The organism is Marinobacter sp. UBA5687 (assembly GCF_002420325.1).
Lineage (GTDB): Bacteria > Pseudomonadota > Gammaproteobacteria > Pseudomonadales > Oleiphilaceae > Marinobacter > Marinobacter nauticus.
On record NZ_DIHV01000145.1, the window covers coordinates 1 to 16,082 of the forward strand.

The window sequence follows — 16,082 nt, forward strand, 5'->3', positions numbered from 1 at the left end:
TCTGTTTTCATAGGGTTGACACGACTTTTTTCTGGCCGATTTTCCCCACAATCAAAAAAGCCGTCCGGGTTACCCTCGAACGGCTTTTTAACTGATCAACGATTGCCCGATTCCGGCTCTTCGGAGCCTTTTTCAGATTGAATTCGCTGATAGATTTCTTCGCGGTGAACCGCCACATCTTTTGGCGCGTTCACACCGATGCGTACCTGATTCCCCTTTACACCCAGAACGGTGACGGTAATTTCGTCGCCGATCATGAGGGTTTCGCCAACACGGCGAGTTAAAATCAACATATCCCTTACTCCCTATTCCAGAGCTACCTGTTCCGACAAACACTACTGTTTACTTATTGCTTTTATAATGAGATCACTTCAGACACTAAAGACGCAGAAATACTTATACTTACCTGAACCCTGATAGCTATCTTCAATGACCTTGATCAGAGAGCATTTGAGACTTCCCGCCTCAGGCACTCTCCTCCACCCCGGCTTTATCCAGCTCGAACGCACTGTGCAGTGCGCGAACGGCAAGCTCGAGATACTTCTCATCAATCACCACCGAAATCTTGATTTCTGACGTGGAGATCATCTGAATATTGATGCCCTCATTGGACAGCGCTTCAAACATCTTGGTTGCAACGCCCGCATGGGAGCGCATACCCACGCCCACAATGCTGACCTTCGCGATCTTGGTATCTCCACCCACTTCACCGGCACCCAGCTCGGCGGTAACACCGCGCAACACTTCCTGGGCCCGTTTGAAATCGTTGCGATGCACCGTAAACGTAAAGGCAGTCTTGTTATCCTCGCCCACGTTCTGAACGATCATATCTACTTCGATATTAGCATCACTGACGGGCTTGAGAATCCGCAGTGCGCTGCCCGGTGTATCGGGTACACCAGAGATAGTCAGCTTGGCTTCGTCACGATTGAAAGCAATGCCGGAAACAACCGGTTGTTCCATGGCGTTCTCATCCTCAAAAGTAATCAGGGTGCCCTCGCCTTCCTGAAAGCTGGACAACACCCTTAATGGAACGTTGTATTTACCTGCAAACTCAACTGAGCGAATCTGGAGTACCTTAGAACCCAGACTAGCCATCTCGAGCATTTCTTCAAATGTAATGCGCTCCAACCGGCGGGCACTGTCCACTACCCTGGGGTCAGTTGTGTAAACACCATCTACATCAGTATAGATCTGGCATTCATCGGCTTTCAGTGCCGCCGCCAGGGCAACCGCCGTGGTGTCAGAACCGCCACGGCCGAGCGTGGTGATATTGCCGTTGTCATCAATGCCCTGGAAGCCGGCTACCACAACCACCCGACCGGCATCCAGATCTTCCCGCATGCGCTGCTCATCAATCTGCTTGATACGCGCCTTGGTATGGCTGCTGTCCGTGAGAATCCTGACCTGGGAACCGGTGTAGGACCGGGCATCGCAGCCCCGCTTCTGGAGAGCCATGGACAACAGGGCAATGGTTACCTGCTCGCCGGTGGAAACCAGAACGTCCATCTCACGGGGGGTAGGCTCATCCATAATATCGTTGGCGAGTGCAATCAAACGGTTGGTTTCACCGCTCATGGCCGAGACCACAACCACGACATCGTGCCCTTCTTTGCGGAACCGACAGACCTTGTCAGCTACCGCTTCAATCCGCTCGGTTGTCCCGACGGACGTACCACCAAATTTCTGAACCAGCAGAGCCATGTTTCCCAAACTCCGAAACGGGGTGTCACAACGGGGCTAGGCGCCCCGCCATTAAAAACAAACGGGCGGGATTATAAACCTCCGCCCGTATCAGAAAACAGTTGTTTACCCGATATTTTGCTCAACCCAGGCCGGTACACCAGCCAGGGCTTCGGCCAGACGGGATGGATCATTACCACCACCCTGGGCCATGTCGGGGCGACCGCCGCCTTTGCCATCTACCAGCGAGGCCAGATGCTTCATTAAAACGCCAGCCTTGATGCGGTTGGTGGCGGACTTGGTAACACCGGCCACCAGCACCACCTTTCCGTCTTCGACAGTGGCCAGCACCACAACGCCCTCGCCCAGCTTGTTCTTGAGCTGATCCGCAGTTTCCATCAAGGCCTTGCGGTCAGCGCCTTCCATCTCGGAGGCCACCACTTTCAGGCCTGCCACTTCGACCGCGGAACCAGCCAGATCAGTACCCGCGGAACTCGCCAGTTTTGCTTTCAGGGCATCGACATCCTTCTCAAGCTGGCGATTGCGGTCCAGAACCTGCTTGACCTTGTCGACGACAGAATCACGGGTGCCCTTCACCAGACGTGCGGTCTCGCGCAGTGTACGCTCGGTTTCATCAACCCATTCCAGCGCACCCAACCCGGTTACAGCCTCAATACGACGAACGCCAGAGGAAATGCCGCTTTCGGAGGTAATGCGGAACAACCCGATATCGCCGGTACGGGCAACGTGAGTACCACCACACAGCTCAACAGAGTATTTGTCGGTACCCATGGTGAGCACCCGTACTACATCGCCGTACTTCTCGCCGAACAGAGCCATCGCTCCTTTTTCCTTGGCGGTATCCATATCGGTAATGTCGATATCTACCGGCGTGTTCTCCAGGATCTGTTCGTTAACCGTACGCTCGATCTCTCTCAGCTGCTCCGGCGTCACGGCTTCGAAATGGGAGAAGTCGAATCGCAGTTTGTCCGGGTCGACCAGCGAGCCCTTCTGGGTAACGTGTTCACCCAGGATATTGCGCAGGGCCGCATGCAGCAGGTGCGTAGCCGAGTGGTTGCGCTTGGTGCGCTCACGACGGGCATGATCAATCCGCGCATCCACTTCCAGCCCGGGGAACAGCTCACCTTCAATCAGGGTGCCCACATGCAGATGGTTATCCCCTTCTTTGCGGGTGTCGGTTACCTGGAAGCGGCCACCGCTCCAGGTCAGCAGGCCGGTATCACCCACCTGACCACCAGACTCCGCATAGAACGGCGTGCGCTCCAATACCACCACACACTCATCACCCGCTTCCGCGTTACGCTCCTCACCGTTGACCAGCACCGTGCGGATACGTTCATGGCCGTCGACGTGGTCATAACCGGTAAACTCGGTCTTGCCCTCAATCGTGATGCCGGCGGCATTGTAGTCGATACCAAACTTGCTGGCGGCACGAGCCCGGTCGCGCTGGGCCTCCATGGCTTTTTCGTAGCCTTCGTAATCCAGAGTCAGGCCACGCTCGCGGGCAATATCGTTGGTCAGATCGACCGGGAACCCATAGGTATCGTAAAGGGTAAACACGGTTTCACCGGGAATCTCGGTACCCTTCAGCTCCGCAATGTCCTGCTCCAGCAGGCGCAGGCCTTTGTCCAGGGTCTTGGCGAACTGCTCTTCCTCCTGCAGCAACACCTTTTCGATCTGCTTGCGACTACTCACCAGCTGCGGATAAGCCTCGCCCATCAGTTCAACCAGAGCGCCGGTAAGCTTGTAGAAAAACGGCTGGGTAGCACCGAGCTTGTTGCCGTGGCGAGCTGCGCGACGAATGATTCGGCGCAGAACAAAGCCGCGACCTTCGTTGGACGGCATCACGCCGTCGGCAATCAGGAAGGCGCAAGAACGGATATGGTCCGCCACCACGCGCAGAGACGCTTCTGTGGTGGCCGCACCACCCAGGATGTCGGATGCCGCCTTCAACAGGTCCTGGAACAGGTCGATTTCGTAGTTACTGTGAACACCCTGCAGAACCGCAGCAATCCGCTCAAGCCCCATGCCGGTGTCCACCGAGGGCTTGGGCAGGTTCAGCATCTCGCCATCGGCAGTGCGGTTGTACTGCATGAAAACCACGTTCCAGATTTCGATGTAGCGGTCGCCATCTTCTTCCGGGCTGCCGGGAGGCCCACCTGCCACATCCGGGCCGTGATCGAAGAAAATCTCGGTGCACGGGCCACAGGGTCCTGTATCACCCATCTGCCAGAAGTTATCGGAGGCGTAGCGGGCGCCTTTGTTGTCGCCGATGCGCACAATCCGTTCCGCCGGCACACCGATTTCCTGGTTCCAGATATCAAAGGCTTCGTCGTCTTCGGCGTAAACCGTTACCCACAGCTTCTCCTGGGGCAGGTTGAGGTGCTGTTCGCCAGTCAGGAAAGTCCAGGCAAAATTAATGGCCTCGCGCTTGAAGTAATCGCCGAAGCTGAAGTTGCCAAGCATCTCGAAGAAGGTATGGTGGCGCGCGGTATAGCCCACGTTCTCCAGATCATTGTGCTTGCCACCGGCACGCACACATTTCTGGGAGCTGGTCGCTCGTGTATAGTCGCGCTCCTCGCGGCCGAGGAAAAGATCCTTGAACTGGTTCATCCCCGCGTTGGTAAACAGCAGAGTGGGATCATCGTGGGGTACCAGTGAACTGCTGGGCACAATGGCATGCCCTTGCTGCTGGAAATATTCGAGGAATGCTTGTCGCAACTCTGCGGTTTTCATAGACCTTTGATACCTTTCGACCTGATACACCTTGCCAGACACCCGCCGAATGAACCGCCGGGTCTGAGGTTAAATGCGATTACTTACATGCGTGTGCAAATCGGCTACTCTAGCACACGCCGAGAACTTGAAAAACGTGAAAACTCACAGGAGACGCCATGCCCCGACGCTTTCATGAAGCCGATGAACTTCTGCCACCGGCGACCGGCCTGAAACGCGCCCTGGCCATTATTTACGATGGACTGATCAGTATCGCCGTGCTGCTTGTCGCCAGTTGGGTATACACCATGATTGCTGGATGGATTACGGGTTGGGATCGCTATGAACAAATGGCCGAAGCCGGTGAACTCTCAGGAGACCCGGGGCTGACCTTCGTTCTGTTTCTGGTGCTGTATCTGTTTTTCGCCTACTTCTGGACCCGCATCGGCCAGACCCTCGGCATGCAGGTATGGCGCGTTCGCATCGAGAATCTTGATGGCACCTCCGTGAGCTGGACCCAGGCCCTGATTCGCTATGTTACCGCTGCGATCATCGTTTTCCTGAGCATTCTCGGCGCCTACTACCTGGGCGCGCTGACGTTGTTGCTCAGCATCCCGGCCATCATCGCGCTGTTCTATCCCATCAATGGGTTGTCGCTGACCGACCGCACCTCCAACAGCGTGGTTGTTCAGGTGGCCAGGCCCGAGAAAAAATAGGTCCGGCACTACCCTGCCCGACGCATCAGGACGGCTCCGACAATACCGTTAACAACAATCGGAGCCAGCACCGCGATCAGCGGATTAAAGCCATAAACCATACTCATCGGCCCCAGCAGATCCTGCATATACTTGAACAGCAATCCCACCAGCAGACCGGTAAATACCCGGAACCCCATGGTCACAGACCGCAGTGGCCCGAACACAAAGGAGATGGCGACCAACACCATCACCGCCGTGGCCAGGGGCATCAGTGCCTTTTTCCAGAACGCGAGCCAGTATTGTGCCGCACTCAGCCCCTGCTCTCCGAGATAGGCCGCGTAGGTATACAGGCCCGTCATCGACAGATTCTCCGGCTTCACAATCAGTACACTCAGCACGCTCGGCGACAGGCCGGTCTCCCAACGCAGTGACGCACTCACATCACGCACGGTCCGCTCCGGTTCAATACGGGTGGAAGTCACGTTCTCCAGCAACCAGTAGTCGCCCTGGTAGATGGCACGCTCGGCGAAGCTGGCAACCTGCAGTTGCCGGGCATCGTCAAACCGGAACATCGAAACCCCATGCAACACACCGTTTGGCTGAACCGCATTCAGGTGCATGAAGGTATTGCCTTCGCGATGCCACACCCCTTCGGCGGAAGCCATCCTGCTCCCCGCACCTAACGCCACCGCCTTGTCACTCTGGGCAATGCGTTCGGTGATCGGCGCGACATACTCACCTATCGCCACGCCGAGCAGAACCACGATCAATGCCGGCTTCATGGCGGACCAGACAATGCGTTTGAGCGACACGCCGGCTGCCCGGATCACCGTCAGCTCCGAGGAACTGGCCATGGAGCCGAGGCCGACAAGGCACCCCATGAAGGCACCAAGAGGCAGGTAATCGTAGATTCGCCGGGGCAAGGTCAGCGCCACATACCACAACGCCTGCAGGGTTTGATATTCGTTGCGCGTATCTTCCAGTTCAGCAATGAACGCAAAGATCACATCCAGCGACAACACCACAACCATAACCAGGAACATGGCGCCGCCAACGGTACGCATGACATAACCATCGATCTTATGCACGCTGGCGCCCCTCCCTCTCAAGACGACGACGGTTCAGCCACCCGGGGCCAAACTGCAGCCACAGGCCGAGCGCCAGGAACAGCGCATGCACCCAGAGCATACCCACCCACTCAGGCACCTTTTCATCCGCCAGCGCATCCCGGGCCACAATCAGTAAACCCAGATAGGTGATGTAAACCAGCATTGCCGGCAATAAATGGAAAAAACGCCCCTGGCGGGGATTCACCCGACTGAGCCGAACGGCCAGCAAGGTAACGATCGGCACAATCAGCGGTAGCGATATTCGCCAATGCAGCAGAGCACGATCTTCCGGATTATCTGAATGCCACAGTGCCAGAGTGCTCAGGCCTTCCTCCAGCTCCTTACTGCCCTCCTGGCCGCTGACAATCTTCAAACCGTAGGCTTCAAATTCAGTGACATTGTAATCAAGCCTGCCGGGAGTGCCCTGAAAACGACCACCATCCTCCAGCACCAGAAACCGGCTGCCGGTTTCCTCATCAATAAACTGGGAACCAGACTCCGCAGTGATCAGAGTGACACCCTTACCATCCTTGTCGTACTCGGCAATAAACACCCCCTGCAACTGGCGCTTGTCGTCGCTCAGGGCCTCGGTGTAAGTAACCCGATCGCCGGAGGTAAAGTCCTGAAACCGCCCCGGGGCCAGCATTTCAAACTCGGTGGCCTTTCGTTGCTCGTTAAAGATGTGCTCCACCTGTTTCATGCCCCAGGGAGAGATGTAAAGACTCATGGCCCCCACCACCAGCATGACCGGCAGCGCTCCAAGCAACGTTTTCGCCAGCAACTGCTTTTCACTCACACCGCAGGCGAACAACACCGTCATCTCGCTTTCGAGGTACATCCGCCCATAGGCCAGCAGAATTCCGATAAACAGGCCCAGAGGCAGAATTAATTCCAGAAACCCGGGGAAACGATACCCCATAATCGCAAACAGGACGCCGGCCGCAATCTCGCCCTCAGCAGCATCGGCCAGATACTTGATAAAACGCCCACTCATAAACACCAGCAACAGAATGCCAGACACCGCAAGCATACTGACCATGATCTGGCGAATGAGGTAACGGAAGATAATACTCAAATCAGTCTCTCTGGCGGCGCCGTCATTGGAGATGGAGGTTAAGGAGAACAGCGCGTATTCTATGTAACCTCGCCGACGAATGACAGTACGGGGCCTACACGATAAAACCATCGTAACGAAGCGGGCACCCGGCTTGATTAATAAAGGCTTTGCCCCAATCCTTATGAGCATTGCCATCAACATTCAATTCAATTGAATAAAGCACAATCTGACAACGGAGTTGCCATGAATTTCAGCCTGAGCAGCAAAGCCATCACAGCCACCAAAGCCGACTGCCTGGTTATCGGCCTGCCTGAGAAAGGCGAGTGGCCAGAATCCACCAAAGCGGCAGACGACGCGCTGGGCGGACTGATCAAGCAACTCGAGAAAGCCGGCGACCTGACCGGCAAGAACGCCTCCGTGAATACCCTGCCCCTGGTGGATCAGCCCTGGCAGCGCGTTGTGGTAATTGGCACCGGCAAAGATGCAGACCGCACAGCCACAGCCTACCGCAAGAGCCTGATTGCCATGACCGGCGCATTGAAAGATGGCCCCTCCAAAAGTGCACTGATCAGCCTGACCGATACTGCGGTTCAGGGCGAAGCTGCGGTCAGCTCTGAAGAAGCCCGGCTAAACCTGATTGGCCGGATTCTGGAAGACCAGCTCTACACCTTCACCGAATTCAAAAGCGATAAGCCTGCCGCCCGCAAACTGAAAAAAGTTGTGGTACAGGCATCCGGCGCCGGCAAGTCCCTGAAAGATGCTTTCAACCTTGGCCTGGCCACCGGCCGCGGCATGAACTACACCAAAGACCTGGGCAACACCCCACCCAACATCTGCCACCCGGTCTGGCTTGCCGAACAGGCCAAGGCCATGGCCAAAGACTACGACTCCATCCAGACCGAAGTTCTGGACGAGAAGCAGATGGAAAAACTGGGCATGAACACCATCCTGGCCGTAGGCAAAGGTTCCAAGCAGCCTCCGCGCCTGATCGTGATGGAATACCGTGGCGGCAAGGCCAAAGACAAACCCTACGTACTGGTGGGGAAAGGCATCACCTTCGATACCGGCGGCATCAGCCTCAAGCCTGGCGAAGGCATGGACGAAATGAAATACGATATGGGCGGTTCTGCCAGCGTATTCGGCACCATGAAAGTCCTGGCTGAAACCAAACCCAAGATCAACGTGGTTGCCGTGATCGCTGCCGCTGAAAACATGCCCGACGGCGGTGCCTCCCGCCCCGGCGATATCGTCAAAACCCTGAGCGGCATGACCGTCGAAATCCTCAACACGGACGCTGAAGGCCGCCTGGTACTGTGCGACGCCCTCACCTACGTGAAGAAATTTGACCCGGCAGCCGTGGTCGACATGGCCACCCTCACCGGCGCCTGCATTATCGCCCTGGGCAATCATGCCACCGGGCTGTTGTCCAACAACGACGAACTGGCCAACGAACTGCTCGCCGCCGGCGAACGCACCGGCGACCGCGCCTGGCGCCTGCCTCTGTGGGACGAATACCAGAGCCAGCTCGACAGCAACTTCGCGGACATGGCCAACATTGGCGGCCGCCCCGCGGGCACCATCACCGCCGCCTGCTTCCTGAGCCGCTTCGCCAAGGACTACCGCTGGGCCCACCTGGACATCGCGGGCACCGCCTGGAACTCCGGCAAAGCCAAGGGCGCCACCGGCCGCCCGGTCCCCCTGCTGGTCGACTACCTGATGACCCATGCAGGGTAACCAGCCAAACCCACCGGAGCCCGGCAGCCCAGCTGCCGGCCCCTCCGGCCAGGACGACAGAAACCAGCGCTACTGGTTCCACATCCTCGCCCAGAACACCCACGCCGCCCGCAACCTCCACGCTGCCAAACTCGTGGACAAAGCTTGGCAGCAGGGCGACCGTGTGTGCGTTCTTTGTGACACCGAAGAACAGGCCTTGGAACTCGACGACCTGTTGTGGAACTTCACCCCCGAAGCCTTCATCCCTCACAGCATCGCCAAAGCAGCAACCACACCTTGCTCCGACCCCGTCGGCATTTTGCTCTACCCGCCAGCCGCGGTGGACTGGGACACCGTCATCGTATTGTCCTCAGCGCTGCCTGAAGACGCTGACCAATACCGCCGCCTGGCACTGGTTGCCCATAATGATCCGGCGGTATTGAACCAGGCGCGGGGGCATTACAAGCAGTTGCGGTCACTGGGCATTGAAGCTCGGGTGCATGATATGCGGAAACGCTAGCCGGGTTCGCCGCGATCAAGACGACCATGTATAATCGTCCGATTCAGAATTTCCCTATGTGAATCAACCAAAACGGTCACTGCATAATCCCATGGAAAAAACCTACCAGCCAGAAAACATCGAGCGCCAGTGGTACGAAAACTGGGAATCCAAAGGCTATTTCCGCCCCAGCGGCGAAGGCGACTCCTACAGCATCGCCATCCCGCCACCCAACGTGACCGGCAGCCTGCACATGGGCCATGCCTTCCAGCACACCATCATGGACACCCTCACCCGCTTCAAGCGCATGCAGGGCCGTAACGCACTGTGGACCGTCGGCACCGATCATGCCGGCATCGCCACCCAGATGGTCGTCGAACGCAAACTGGCTGCAGAAGAAGACAAAACCCGCCACGATCTCGGCCGGGAAGAATTCATCAAGCGCATCTGGGACTGGAAAGAACACTCCGGCGGTACCATCACCCGCCAGATGCGTCGCCTGGGCAACTCCGTGGACTGGAGCAACGAACGCTTCACCATGGACGATGGCTTCTACAAAGCCGTACAGGAAGTCTTTATCCGCCTGTACGATGAAGGCCTGGTGTACCGCGGCAAACGGCTGGTGAACTGGGACCCGAAGCTGCACACCGCTATCTCTGATCTGGAAGTCGAAAACAAGGAAGAAAAGGGCTATTTCTGGCACCTGCGCTACCCGCTGGCCGACGGCCAGAAAACCCAGGACGGCAAAGACTACGTCATCGTCGCCACCACCCGCCCGGAAACCATGCTGGGTGACACCGCCGTAGCCGTCCACCCGGACGATGAGCGCTACCAGCATCTGATTGGCCAGCACGTTCTGCTGCCGCTGGTTAACCGCCGCATTCCCATCGTGGCCGACCACCACGCCGATCCGGAAAAAGGTTCCGGCTGCGTGAAGATCACCCCCGCTCACGACTTCAACGATTACGCCGTAGGCAAACGCAACAACCTGCCCATGATCAACGTCATGACGCAGGACGCCAACATTCGTGAAATCGCCGAAGTCTTCAATGCGGACGGCACCGAAAATTCCGAGATTAACAGCGCCCTCCCGGCCGCCTATGCCGGCCTGAGCCGGGAAGCAGCCCGCAAGCAGATTGTTGCCGACATGGAACTGGCAGGCCTGGTCGAGAAAATCGAAGACCACGTGCTGAGCGTACCCCGCGGTGATCGCTCCGGGCTGATCATCGAGCCGATGCTGACGGATCAGTGGTTTGCAGACGCCAAGACCCTGGCCAAGCCGGCTATTGAAGCGGTAGAAGACGGTCGCATCCAGTTCGTACCCAAACAGTACGAGAACATGTACTTCGCCTGGATGCGCGACATTCAGGACTGGTGCATCTCCCGCCAGCTCTGGTGGGGGCACCGGATTCCTGCCTGGTACGACGCTGAAGGCAATATCTATGTGGGCCGGAGCGAGGCTGAGGTTCGCAGCAAACATCAGCTCCCGGACACACTGGAACTCAAGCAGGACGACGATGTACTGGACACCTGGTTCAGCTCCGCCCTGTGGACCTTCGGCACTCTGGGCTGGCCGGAAATCACCGAACGGCTGAAGACCTTCCACCCCACCGACGTGCTGGTGACCGGTTTCGATATCATCTTCTTCTGGGTTGCCCGGATGATCATGATGACCATGCACTTCATGAAAAACGAAGACGGCACCCCACAGGTACCCTTCCATACCGTGTATGTCACCGGTCTGATCCGGGACGAGCACGGCGACAAGATGTCCAAGTCCAAGGGTAACGTGATCGACCCGCTGGATATGATCGACGGCATCAGCCTGCCGGACCTGCTGGAAAAACGCACCGGCAACCTGATGCAGCCCAAGCTGGCCGAGAAAATCGGCAAGCGCACCGAGAAGGAATTTCCGGAAGGCATCGCCGCCCATGGTACTGACGCCCTGCGTTTCACCCTCGCCGCCATGGCGACCACCGGCCGTGACATCAACTGGGATATGAAGCGCCTGGAAGGCTACCGTAACTTTTGCAACAAGCTGTGGAATGCCGCCCGCTATGTGCTGATGAACACGGAAGGCGAAGACTGCGGCGTGAACAATGAGCCGGTGGAACTGTCACTGGCAGACCGCTGGATCATCAGCGAACTGCAGCACTGCGAGCAGGAGGTGATCCGTCACCTGGACCAGTACCGCTTTGACCTGGCCGCCTACGCCCTGTACGAGTTTATCTGGAACGAATACTGCGACTGGTACCTGGAACTGTCCAAACCAGCCCTGAGCGATGACAGCGCCAGTGCCGAGGCCAAACGGGGCACCCGTCGTACCCTGGTACGCGTACTCGAAGCCGTACTCCGCCTGGCGCATCCGATCATGCCGTTCATTACCGAAGAAATCTGGCAACGCATTGCACCGCTGGCCGGCAAGCAGGGCGACAGCATCATGCTGCAGCCCTACCCGCAGCCGGATGCCAGCAAGCAGGATGCCGCCGTGGCCGCCGATATCGAGTGGCTGAAAGGCGTGATTGTAGCGGTGCGTAATATCCGCGGCGAGATGAACATCTCCCCGGGTAAGCAGGTACCGGTACTTCTGAAAGGCGGCAACGCCGACGATCAGCGCCGCCTGAACGACAACCGCCAATTCCTCATTTCCCTGGCCAAACTTGAGAAGCTGGAATGGTTCGAGGGCGACAAAGCTCCCATGAGCGCCACCCAACTGGTAGGCGAAATGGAAGTGCTGGTGCCCATGGCCGGCCTGATCGACAAGGACGCCGAACTCAAGCGCCTGGACAAGGAGCTGGAACGCCTGAACAAGGAAATCGGTCGCCTGGAAGGCAAGCTGAACAACGAGAAGTTCACCGCCAAGGCACCAGCCGAAGTCGTAGAGAAGGAAAAAGAGAAGCTGAAGGATGCCCAGGGCAGCCTGCAGCGGCTCAGTGCGCAACGGGCAGAAATCGAGGCCATGTAAGGCCATGATCGCCATCCTCGGTGCCGGCTCCCTGGGCCGGCTCTGGGCGGCAACGCTACCTGCCGGGCAGGTAGCGTTTGTGCCCCGTCCGGGGCAGGCCCCTGCCCCCGTCTGTTATCGCTTTCAGCCCATTGACGGCGAATCAGGCAGTACCATTATTCCCTGGCTACAACCCGGCCAATCTCCTGATCTACTCCTGGTGACGACCAAAGCCGGCAACACTCTCGAAGCCCTCAAGGCGGCCCTGCCCTCCATTGCCAAACAGACTCCCATTGTGTTGTTCCAAAACGGGCTTGGGAGCCAGCAGCAGGTCACCGAAACATGGCCGGACCGGCCGGTACTGGCCGCATCCACGACCGAAGGCGCAAACCGGCCCGCCCCCGGGCTGACCGTTCACGCTGGCCGCGGCACAACCTGGGTCGGTGCCCTGAACCCGGCGGGGGACCCATCGGTCGAATGGGTTGCCCAACAGCTCGCCAGCAGCGGCCTCATGGTCCACCCTGAACACGACATACTGGCAAGGCTCTGGCAAAAACTGGTGATCAACGCCGGCATAAACGCCTTTACGGCCATTCTGGATTGCCCCAACGGAGAGATCCTGACACAACCGTTTTACCTGCAATGGATTGCCCCCTTGTGCGAGGAGATCAGCCGCCTGCTCCCTGCTGCCGGACAACCGCAACAAGCCCCGGAAGACCTGCGCGAGACTATTGAGGCTGTCGCCCGCAAAACCGCCGCCAACACGTCTTCCATGCGGGCTGATGTAAAGGCAGGCAGAACCACGGAAATCGACTTCATTAACGGTTACCTGGCGCGGCTCGGCCATCAACATGGCATACCGGTACAGGTGAACCAAATGCTCGCCGAACAGGTACAACAACTGAACTGACTTTTACCAGAGGGAGCAAGACCATGGGCAATCGCCTGTCGAAGATCTACACCCGAACCGGAGACGACGGTTCTACCGGCCTGGCCGATGGCAACCGTATCGCCAAAAATGCCCAGCGAGTGGAAGCCATGGGTATGGCAGATGAGCTGAATTGCCATATCGGCGTTTTGATTGAGACGCTTCCCTCTGGTGACCGTCTGATCGATATCTTCCGGCGCATTCAGCATCACCTGTTTGATCTGGGCGGCGAATTTGCCATCCCGGGCAGCAAGGTGATCAGCGACAATCACATTGAGTGGCTGGAGCAGACTCTGGACGAGTACAACACCGACCTGCCGCCGCTAAAAAACTTCATCCTGCCTGGGGGCTGCCCTGCCGCAGCACAATGTCATCTGGCACGGGCGGTCTGTCGCCGGGCCGAGCGCGTGGTGGTGGCCCTTGGCCACGAGGACTCCATCAATACTGCCTCGCGTCACTACCTGAACCGGTTATCCGATCTGCTGTTTGTCATCGCCCGAGTGCTGGCTCGCCGGGATGGCAGCCAGGAGATTCTCTGGGAGCAAAAAAAACCCGGCCTCTGAGGCCGGATTTTTCACAACAACAACCGCAGATTACACCTTGAATGCTTCCACCAGGCGCTGAAGCGACGCGGTAAGCTCCGACATCTGTCTGGACGAAGCCAGAGTCTCTTCGGCGTTGGAGGCAGTGCTCTGGCCAAATTCGCCAATGCGCTCCACGTTGGCATTCACGTTCCTGGCCACGGCCGACTGTTCCTCCGCCGCCTGGGCAATCTGGTGGCTCATATCCACGATTTCGGAAATGCCCGAGGCGATCCGATCCAGCGCTTCGGTCACTTCACCAGACTTCTGTACCGTCTTCTCCGTGGCATCGTGACTTGAGGTCATGGCAGATACCGCCTCTTTTACACCACCCTGAAGCCGGGAAATCATGCCTTCAATTTCCTCAGTGGACTTGTGGGTACGCTGGGACAATGAGCGAACCTCATCCGCCACCACCGCAAAGCCACGCCCCTGTTCTCCCGCCCTCGCTGCCTCGATGGCCGCGTTCAGCGCCAGCAGGTTGGTCTGCTCGGCAATTGCTTTAATCTCAACCAGAACCTGACTGATATTGTCACTGTCCGCACTCACCCGGTTGATGACATCAACGGCGCCTGCAATCTCCGTAGCCAGCCGGTTAATGGTCGCCACCGTATCGGCCACCACTTCCCGACCCTTCTCGGTATCTTTCTCGGCATTCCCCGCACTATCCGCCACCCGGTGCGCACTCTCGGTAACTTCATTGACCGCTTCCACCATCTGGCCCATGGCCTCGTTGATCTGACCGGTCTCTTCCATCTGTCGGGCCACGGCCTGACTGTTAGCCGATGCGGTGTCATTCACCCGGACCGCCTGCTGATCAACATCTGCTGTTGTAGAGCCCACCGACCGGACAAGCTCAGCAATACGATCGGTCATGTTGTTGAACTCAGAGGTGAGCTCCCCCAGTTCGTCCCGGTTGTTCAACCGGATATGGGTGGTCATATCGCCGGCGGCCACATTTCTTGCAGCTTCGCTGAACCGGTTGATGGCAATCCGCACAGACATAAAGAAGCCCACATAGAGGTAGACCACCACCAGCATCACAGCAATCAGCGCCACCAGAATCAGGGTGCGCTGCCCGGTCTGGCGAGCCAGGCGATCCTCAAGATTACCGGCAACCACATCGAAGATACGATCGCTGAGGGTATCGTAATATCCCATCTGCGCCGATACGGTCTCGTCGAATTCCTGCCAGGGCAGCTCCAGGCGCATAGGCGTAATGACATTCAGGTCCAGCTCATCACGCACTGTCATCAGGCTCTCTTCCGTGCGGGTCAACGCACCGCTCGCACTCTCTGCCAGCTGGGGCGACGCCTCCACAGCAACGGAAAGGGCCGGCGAAAGCAGCGAACTGCGGTTGGTCAACTGATCGTAGATTTCATTCAGGGTTTCGCTGAGTGCATAGCCCACCTGACCTTCCACCAGCGCAAAAATACCGTATGAACGGGCGCCGCCAACAACAGTGCGAGACTCAGGCAACGCAGAACGCACCAGCCCTAACAGCAGCAGGTTTTCCCGGGACGCATCCTGCCCCAACCCGCTGATTTCAATGGTCGCCGGCAGCAAGGCCATCACCTTCTGCACAAATTCCTGGTAGTACTTGAACTGGGGGTCAATGTTGCCCTGATAGTTATCGTTGGCTTTGAGCGTCTCCCATTCTTCCCTTACAGCCAGAATCTGCTCCTGCCAGGAGCCGGAGGTGTCAAAAGAACGCTGTGGTTCGGCGAGATCTGCCAACAGGGCGTCCATACGACTGGCCGCTTCGTTGGCTTTTTCGAGCAGGGGTTGTTCGTCTTTCAGAATGCCAGGGGCCTGATAGTCACGGTAATCCATCGACGCCACCAGCAGGCGTTCCACCTTCTGGAGTTCTGCAAGACCTTCAATGCCGCGGGTCATGGTCTGAACCGACTGGTTGAGCCCGGAAATCACCAACCAGCAAAGCACGATGATAGGGCCAAGAAAGAGAATGCTGATGAGGCTGAATTTGTAAACCATGGGCAGCCGATTCATCAGTGCTACAGCCGGATTGATTATATAGTTCACAGAGCCCTCGCTGCTTCTAACAACTGAATCTTTATTCTTTTGTTTGATTATCGCCCGTTGCCGGAAAAACTTAATCACTATTTAGTGTTAT

The 16,082-nt window shown here is 57.6% G+C and carries 12 protein-coding genes; 6 read left to right on the plus strand and 6 right to left on the minus strand.

Annotation, left to right across the window (positions count from 1 at the left end):
• Positions 1 to 95 precede the first annotated feature (95 nt).
• From csrA to alaS, 3 genes are all read right to left on the minus strand, one after another.
• Complete coding sequence (csrA, locus tag B3Y70_RS15925; protein ID WP_011784483.1) at positions 96 to 293, minus strand: carbon storage regulator CsrA; 198 nt, start codon at positions 291 to 293, stop codon at positions 96 to 98.
• 172 nt (positions 294 to 465) lie between these two features.
• Positions 466 to 1,704 carry an aspartate kinase gene (locus B3Y70_RS15930; protein ID WP_011784482.1) on the minus strand — a complete coding sequence of 413 codons (1,239 nt, stop codon included), beginning with the start codon at positions 1,702 to 1,704 and terminating at the stop codon, positions 466 to 468.
• 105 nt (positions 1,705 to 1,809) lie between these two features.
• A complete protein-coding gene (gene alaS, locus B3Y70_RS15935; RefSeq protein ID WP_199451769.1) occupies positions 1,810 to 4,440 on the minus strand; it encodes an alanine--tRNA ligase in 2,631 nt (876 codons plus the stop codon).
• Positions 4,441 to 4,598: 158 nt separating this feature from the next.
• Between alaS and B3Y70_RS15940 the strand changes: the two genes are divergently transcribed.
• The gene (locus B3Y70_RS15940; protein WP_011784480.1) at positions 4,599 to 5,135 is read left to right on the plus strand and encodes an RDD family protein; all 537 of its coding nucleotides are present in this window, start codon (positions 4,599 to 4,601) and stop codon (positions 5,133 to 5,135) included.
• An 8-nt stretch (positions 5,136 to 5,143) separates the two neighbouring features.
• Here the strand turns inward: B3Y70_RS15940 and lptG are convergent, their stop codons facing one another.
• Together lptG and lptF are read right to left on the minus strand one after the other, a co-directional pair.
• Positions 5,144 to 6,205, minus strand: coding sequence for an LPS export ABC transporter permease LptG (gene lptG / locus B3Y70_RS15945; RefSeq protein WP_288590079.1), 1,062 nt, complete (start codon positions 6,203 to 6,205; stop codon positions 5,144 to 5,146).
• Positions 6,198 to 7,301, minus strand: coding sequence for an LPS export ABC transporter permease LptF (gene lptF, locus B3Y70_RS15950; protein WP_114435061.1), 1,104 nt, complete (start codon positions 7,299 to 7,301; stop codon positions 6,198 to 6,200). Before lptF ends, lptG begins: the two co-directional genes overlap by 8 nt.
• 225 nt (positions 7,302 to 7,526) lie before the next feature.
• On the opposite strand from lptF, the gene B3Y70_RS15955 reads away from it, so the two are divergent.
• From B3Y70_RS15955 to B3Y70_RS15975, 5 genes are all read left to right on the plus strand, one after another.
• Positions 7,527 to 9,017, plus strand: a complete 1,491-nt coding sequence (locus tag B3Y70_RS15955) for a leucyl aminopeptidase (RefSeq protein ID WP_041656703.1) — start codon at positions 7,527 to 7,529, stop codon at positions 9,015 to 9,017.
• On the plus strand, positions 9,007 to 9,516 hold the full coding sequence (locus tag B3Y70_RS15960) for a DNA polymerase III subunit chi (RefSeq protein WP_011784476.1): 510 nt from the start codon (positions 9,007 to 9,009) through the stop codon (positions 9,514 to 9,516). Before B3Y70_RS15955 ends, B3Y70_RS15960 begins: the two co-directional genes overlap by 11 nt.
• A gap of 91 nt (positions 9,517 to 9,607) precedes the next feature.
• The gene (locus B3Y70_RS15965; protein WP_011784475.1) at positions 9,608 to 12,460 is read left to right on the plus strand and encodes a valine--tRNA ligase; all 2,853 of its coding nucleotides are present in this window, start codon (positions 9,608 to 9,610) and stop codon (positions 12,458 to 12,460) included.
• Positions 12,461 to 12,464: 4 nt separating this feature from the next.
• The gene (locus B3Y70_RS15970) at positions 12,465 to 13,349 is read left to right on the plus strand and encodes a ketopantoate reductase family protein (protein WP_011784474.1); all 885 of its coding nucleotides are present in this window, start codon (positions 12,465 to 12,467) and stop codon (positions 13,347 to 13,349) included.
• Positions 13,350 to 13,372: 23 nt separating this feature from the next.
• A complete protein-coding gene (locus B3Y70_RS15975) occupies positions 13,373 to 13,930 on the plus strand; it encodes a cob(I)yrinic acid a,c-diamide adenosyltransferase (RefSeq protein WP_286893122.1) in 558 nt (185 codons plus the stop codon).
• Between the two features lie 30 nt (positions 13,931 to 13,960).
• Here B3Y70_RS15975 and B3Y70_RS15980 read toward each other — a convergent pair whose 3' ends face one another.
• On the minus strand, positions 13,961 to 15,991 hold the full coding sequence (locus B3Y70_RS15980; protein WP_011784472.1) for a methyl-accepting chemotaxis protein: 2,031 nt from the start codon (positions 15,989 to 15,991) through the stop codon (positions 13,961 to 13,963).
• Positions 15,992 to 16,082: the final 91 nt, after the last annotated feature.

Excerpts from the sequence above, each read along its gene's own strand:
- B3Y70_RS15960 (WP_011784476.1), top strand. The coding sequence starts at position 9,007 with ATGCAGGGTAACCAGCCAAACCCACCGGAGCCCGGCAGCCCAGCTGCC.
- alaS (WP_199451769.1), bottom strand. The coding sequence starts at position 4,440 with ATGAAAACCGCAGAGTTGCGACAAGCATTCCTCGAATATTTCCAGCAG.
- csrA (WP_011784483.1), bottom strand. The coding sequence starts at position 293 with ATGTTGATTTTAACTCGCCGTGTTGGCGAAACCCTCATGATCGGCGAC.
- B3Y70_RS15930 (WP_011784482.1), bottom strand. The coding sequence starts at position 1,704 with ATGGCTCTGCTGGTTCAGAAATTTGGTGGTACGTCCGTCGGGACAACC.
- B3Y70_RS15965 (WP_011784475.1), top strand. The coding sequence starts at position 9,608 with ATGGAAAAAACCTACCAGCCAGAAAACATCGAGCGCCAGTGGTACGAA.
- B3Y70_RS15955 (WP_041656703.1), top strand. The coding sequence starts at position 7,527 with ATGAATTTCAGCCTGAGCAGCAAAGCCATCACAGCCACCAAAGCCGAC.
- B3Y70_RS15975 (WP_286893122.1), top strand. The coding sequence starts at position 13,373 with ATGGGCAATCGCCTGTCGAAGATCTACACCCGAACCGGAGACGACGGT.
- B3Y70_RS15970 (WP_011784474.1), top strand. The coding sequence starts at position 12,465 with ATGATCGCCATCCTCGGTGCCGGCTCCCTGGGCCGGCTCTGGGCGGCA.
- B3Y70_RS15940 (WP_011784480.1), top strand. The coding sequence starts at position 4,599 with ATGCCCCGACGCTTTCATGAAGCCGATGAACTTCTGCCACCGGCGACC.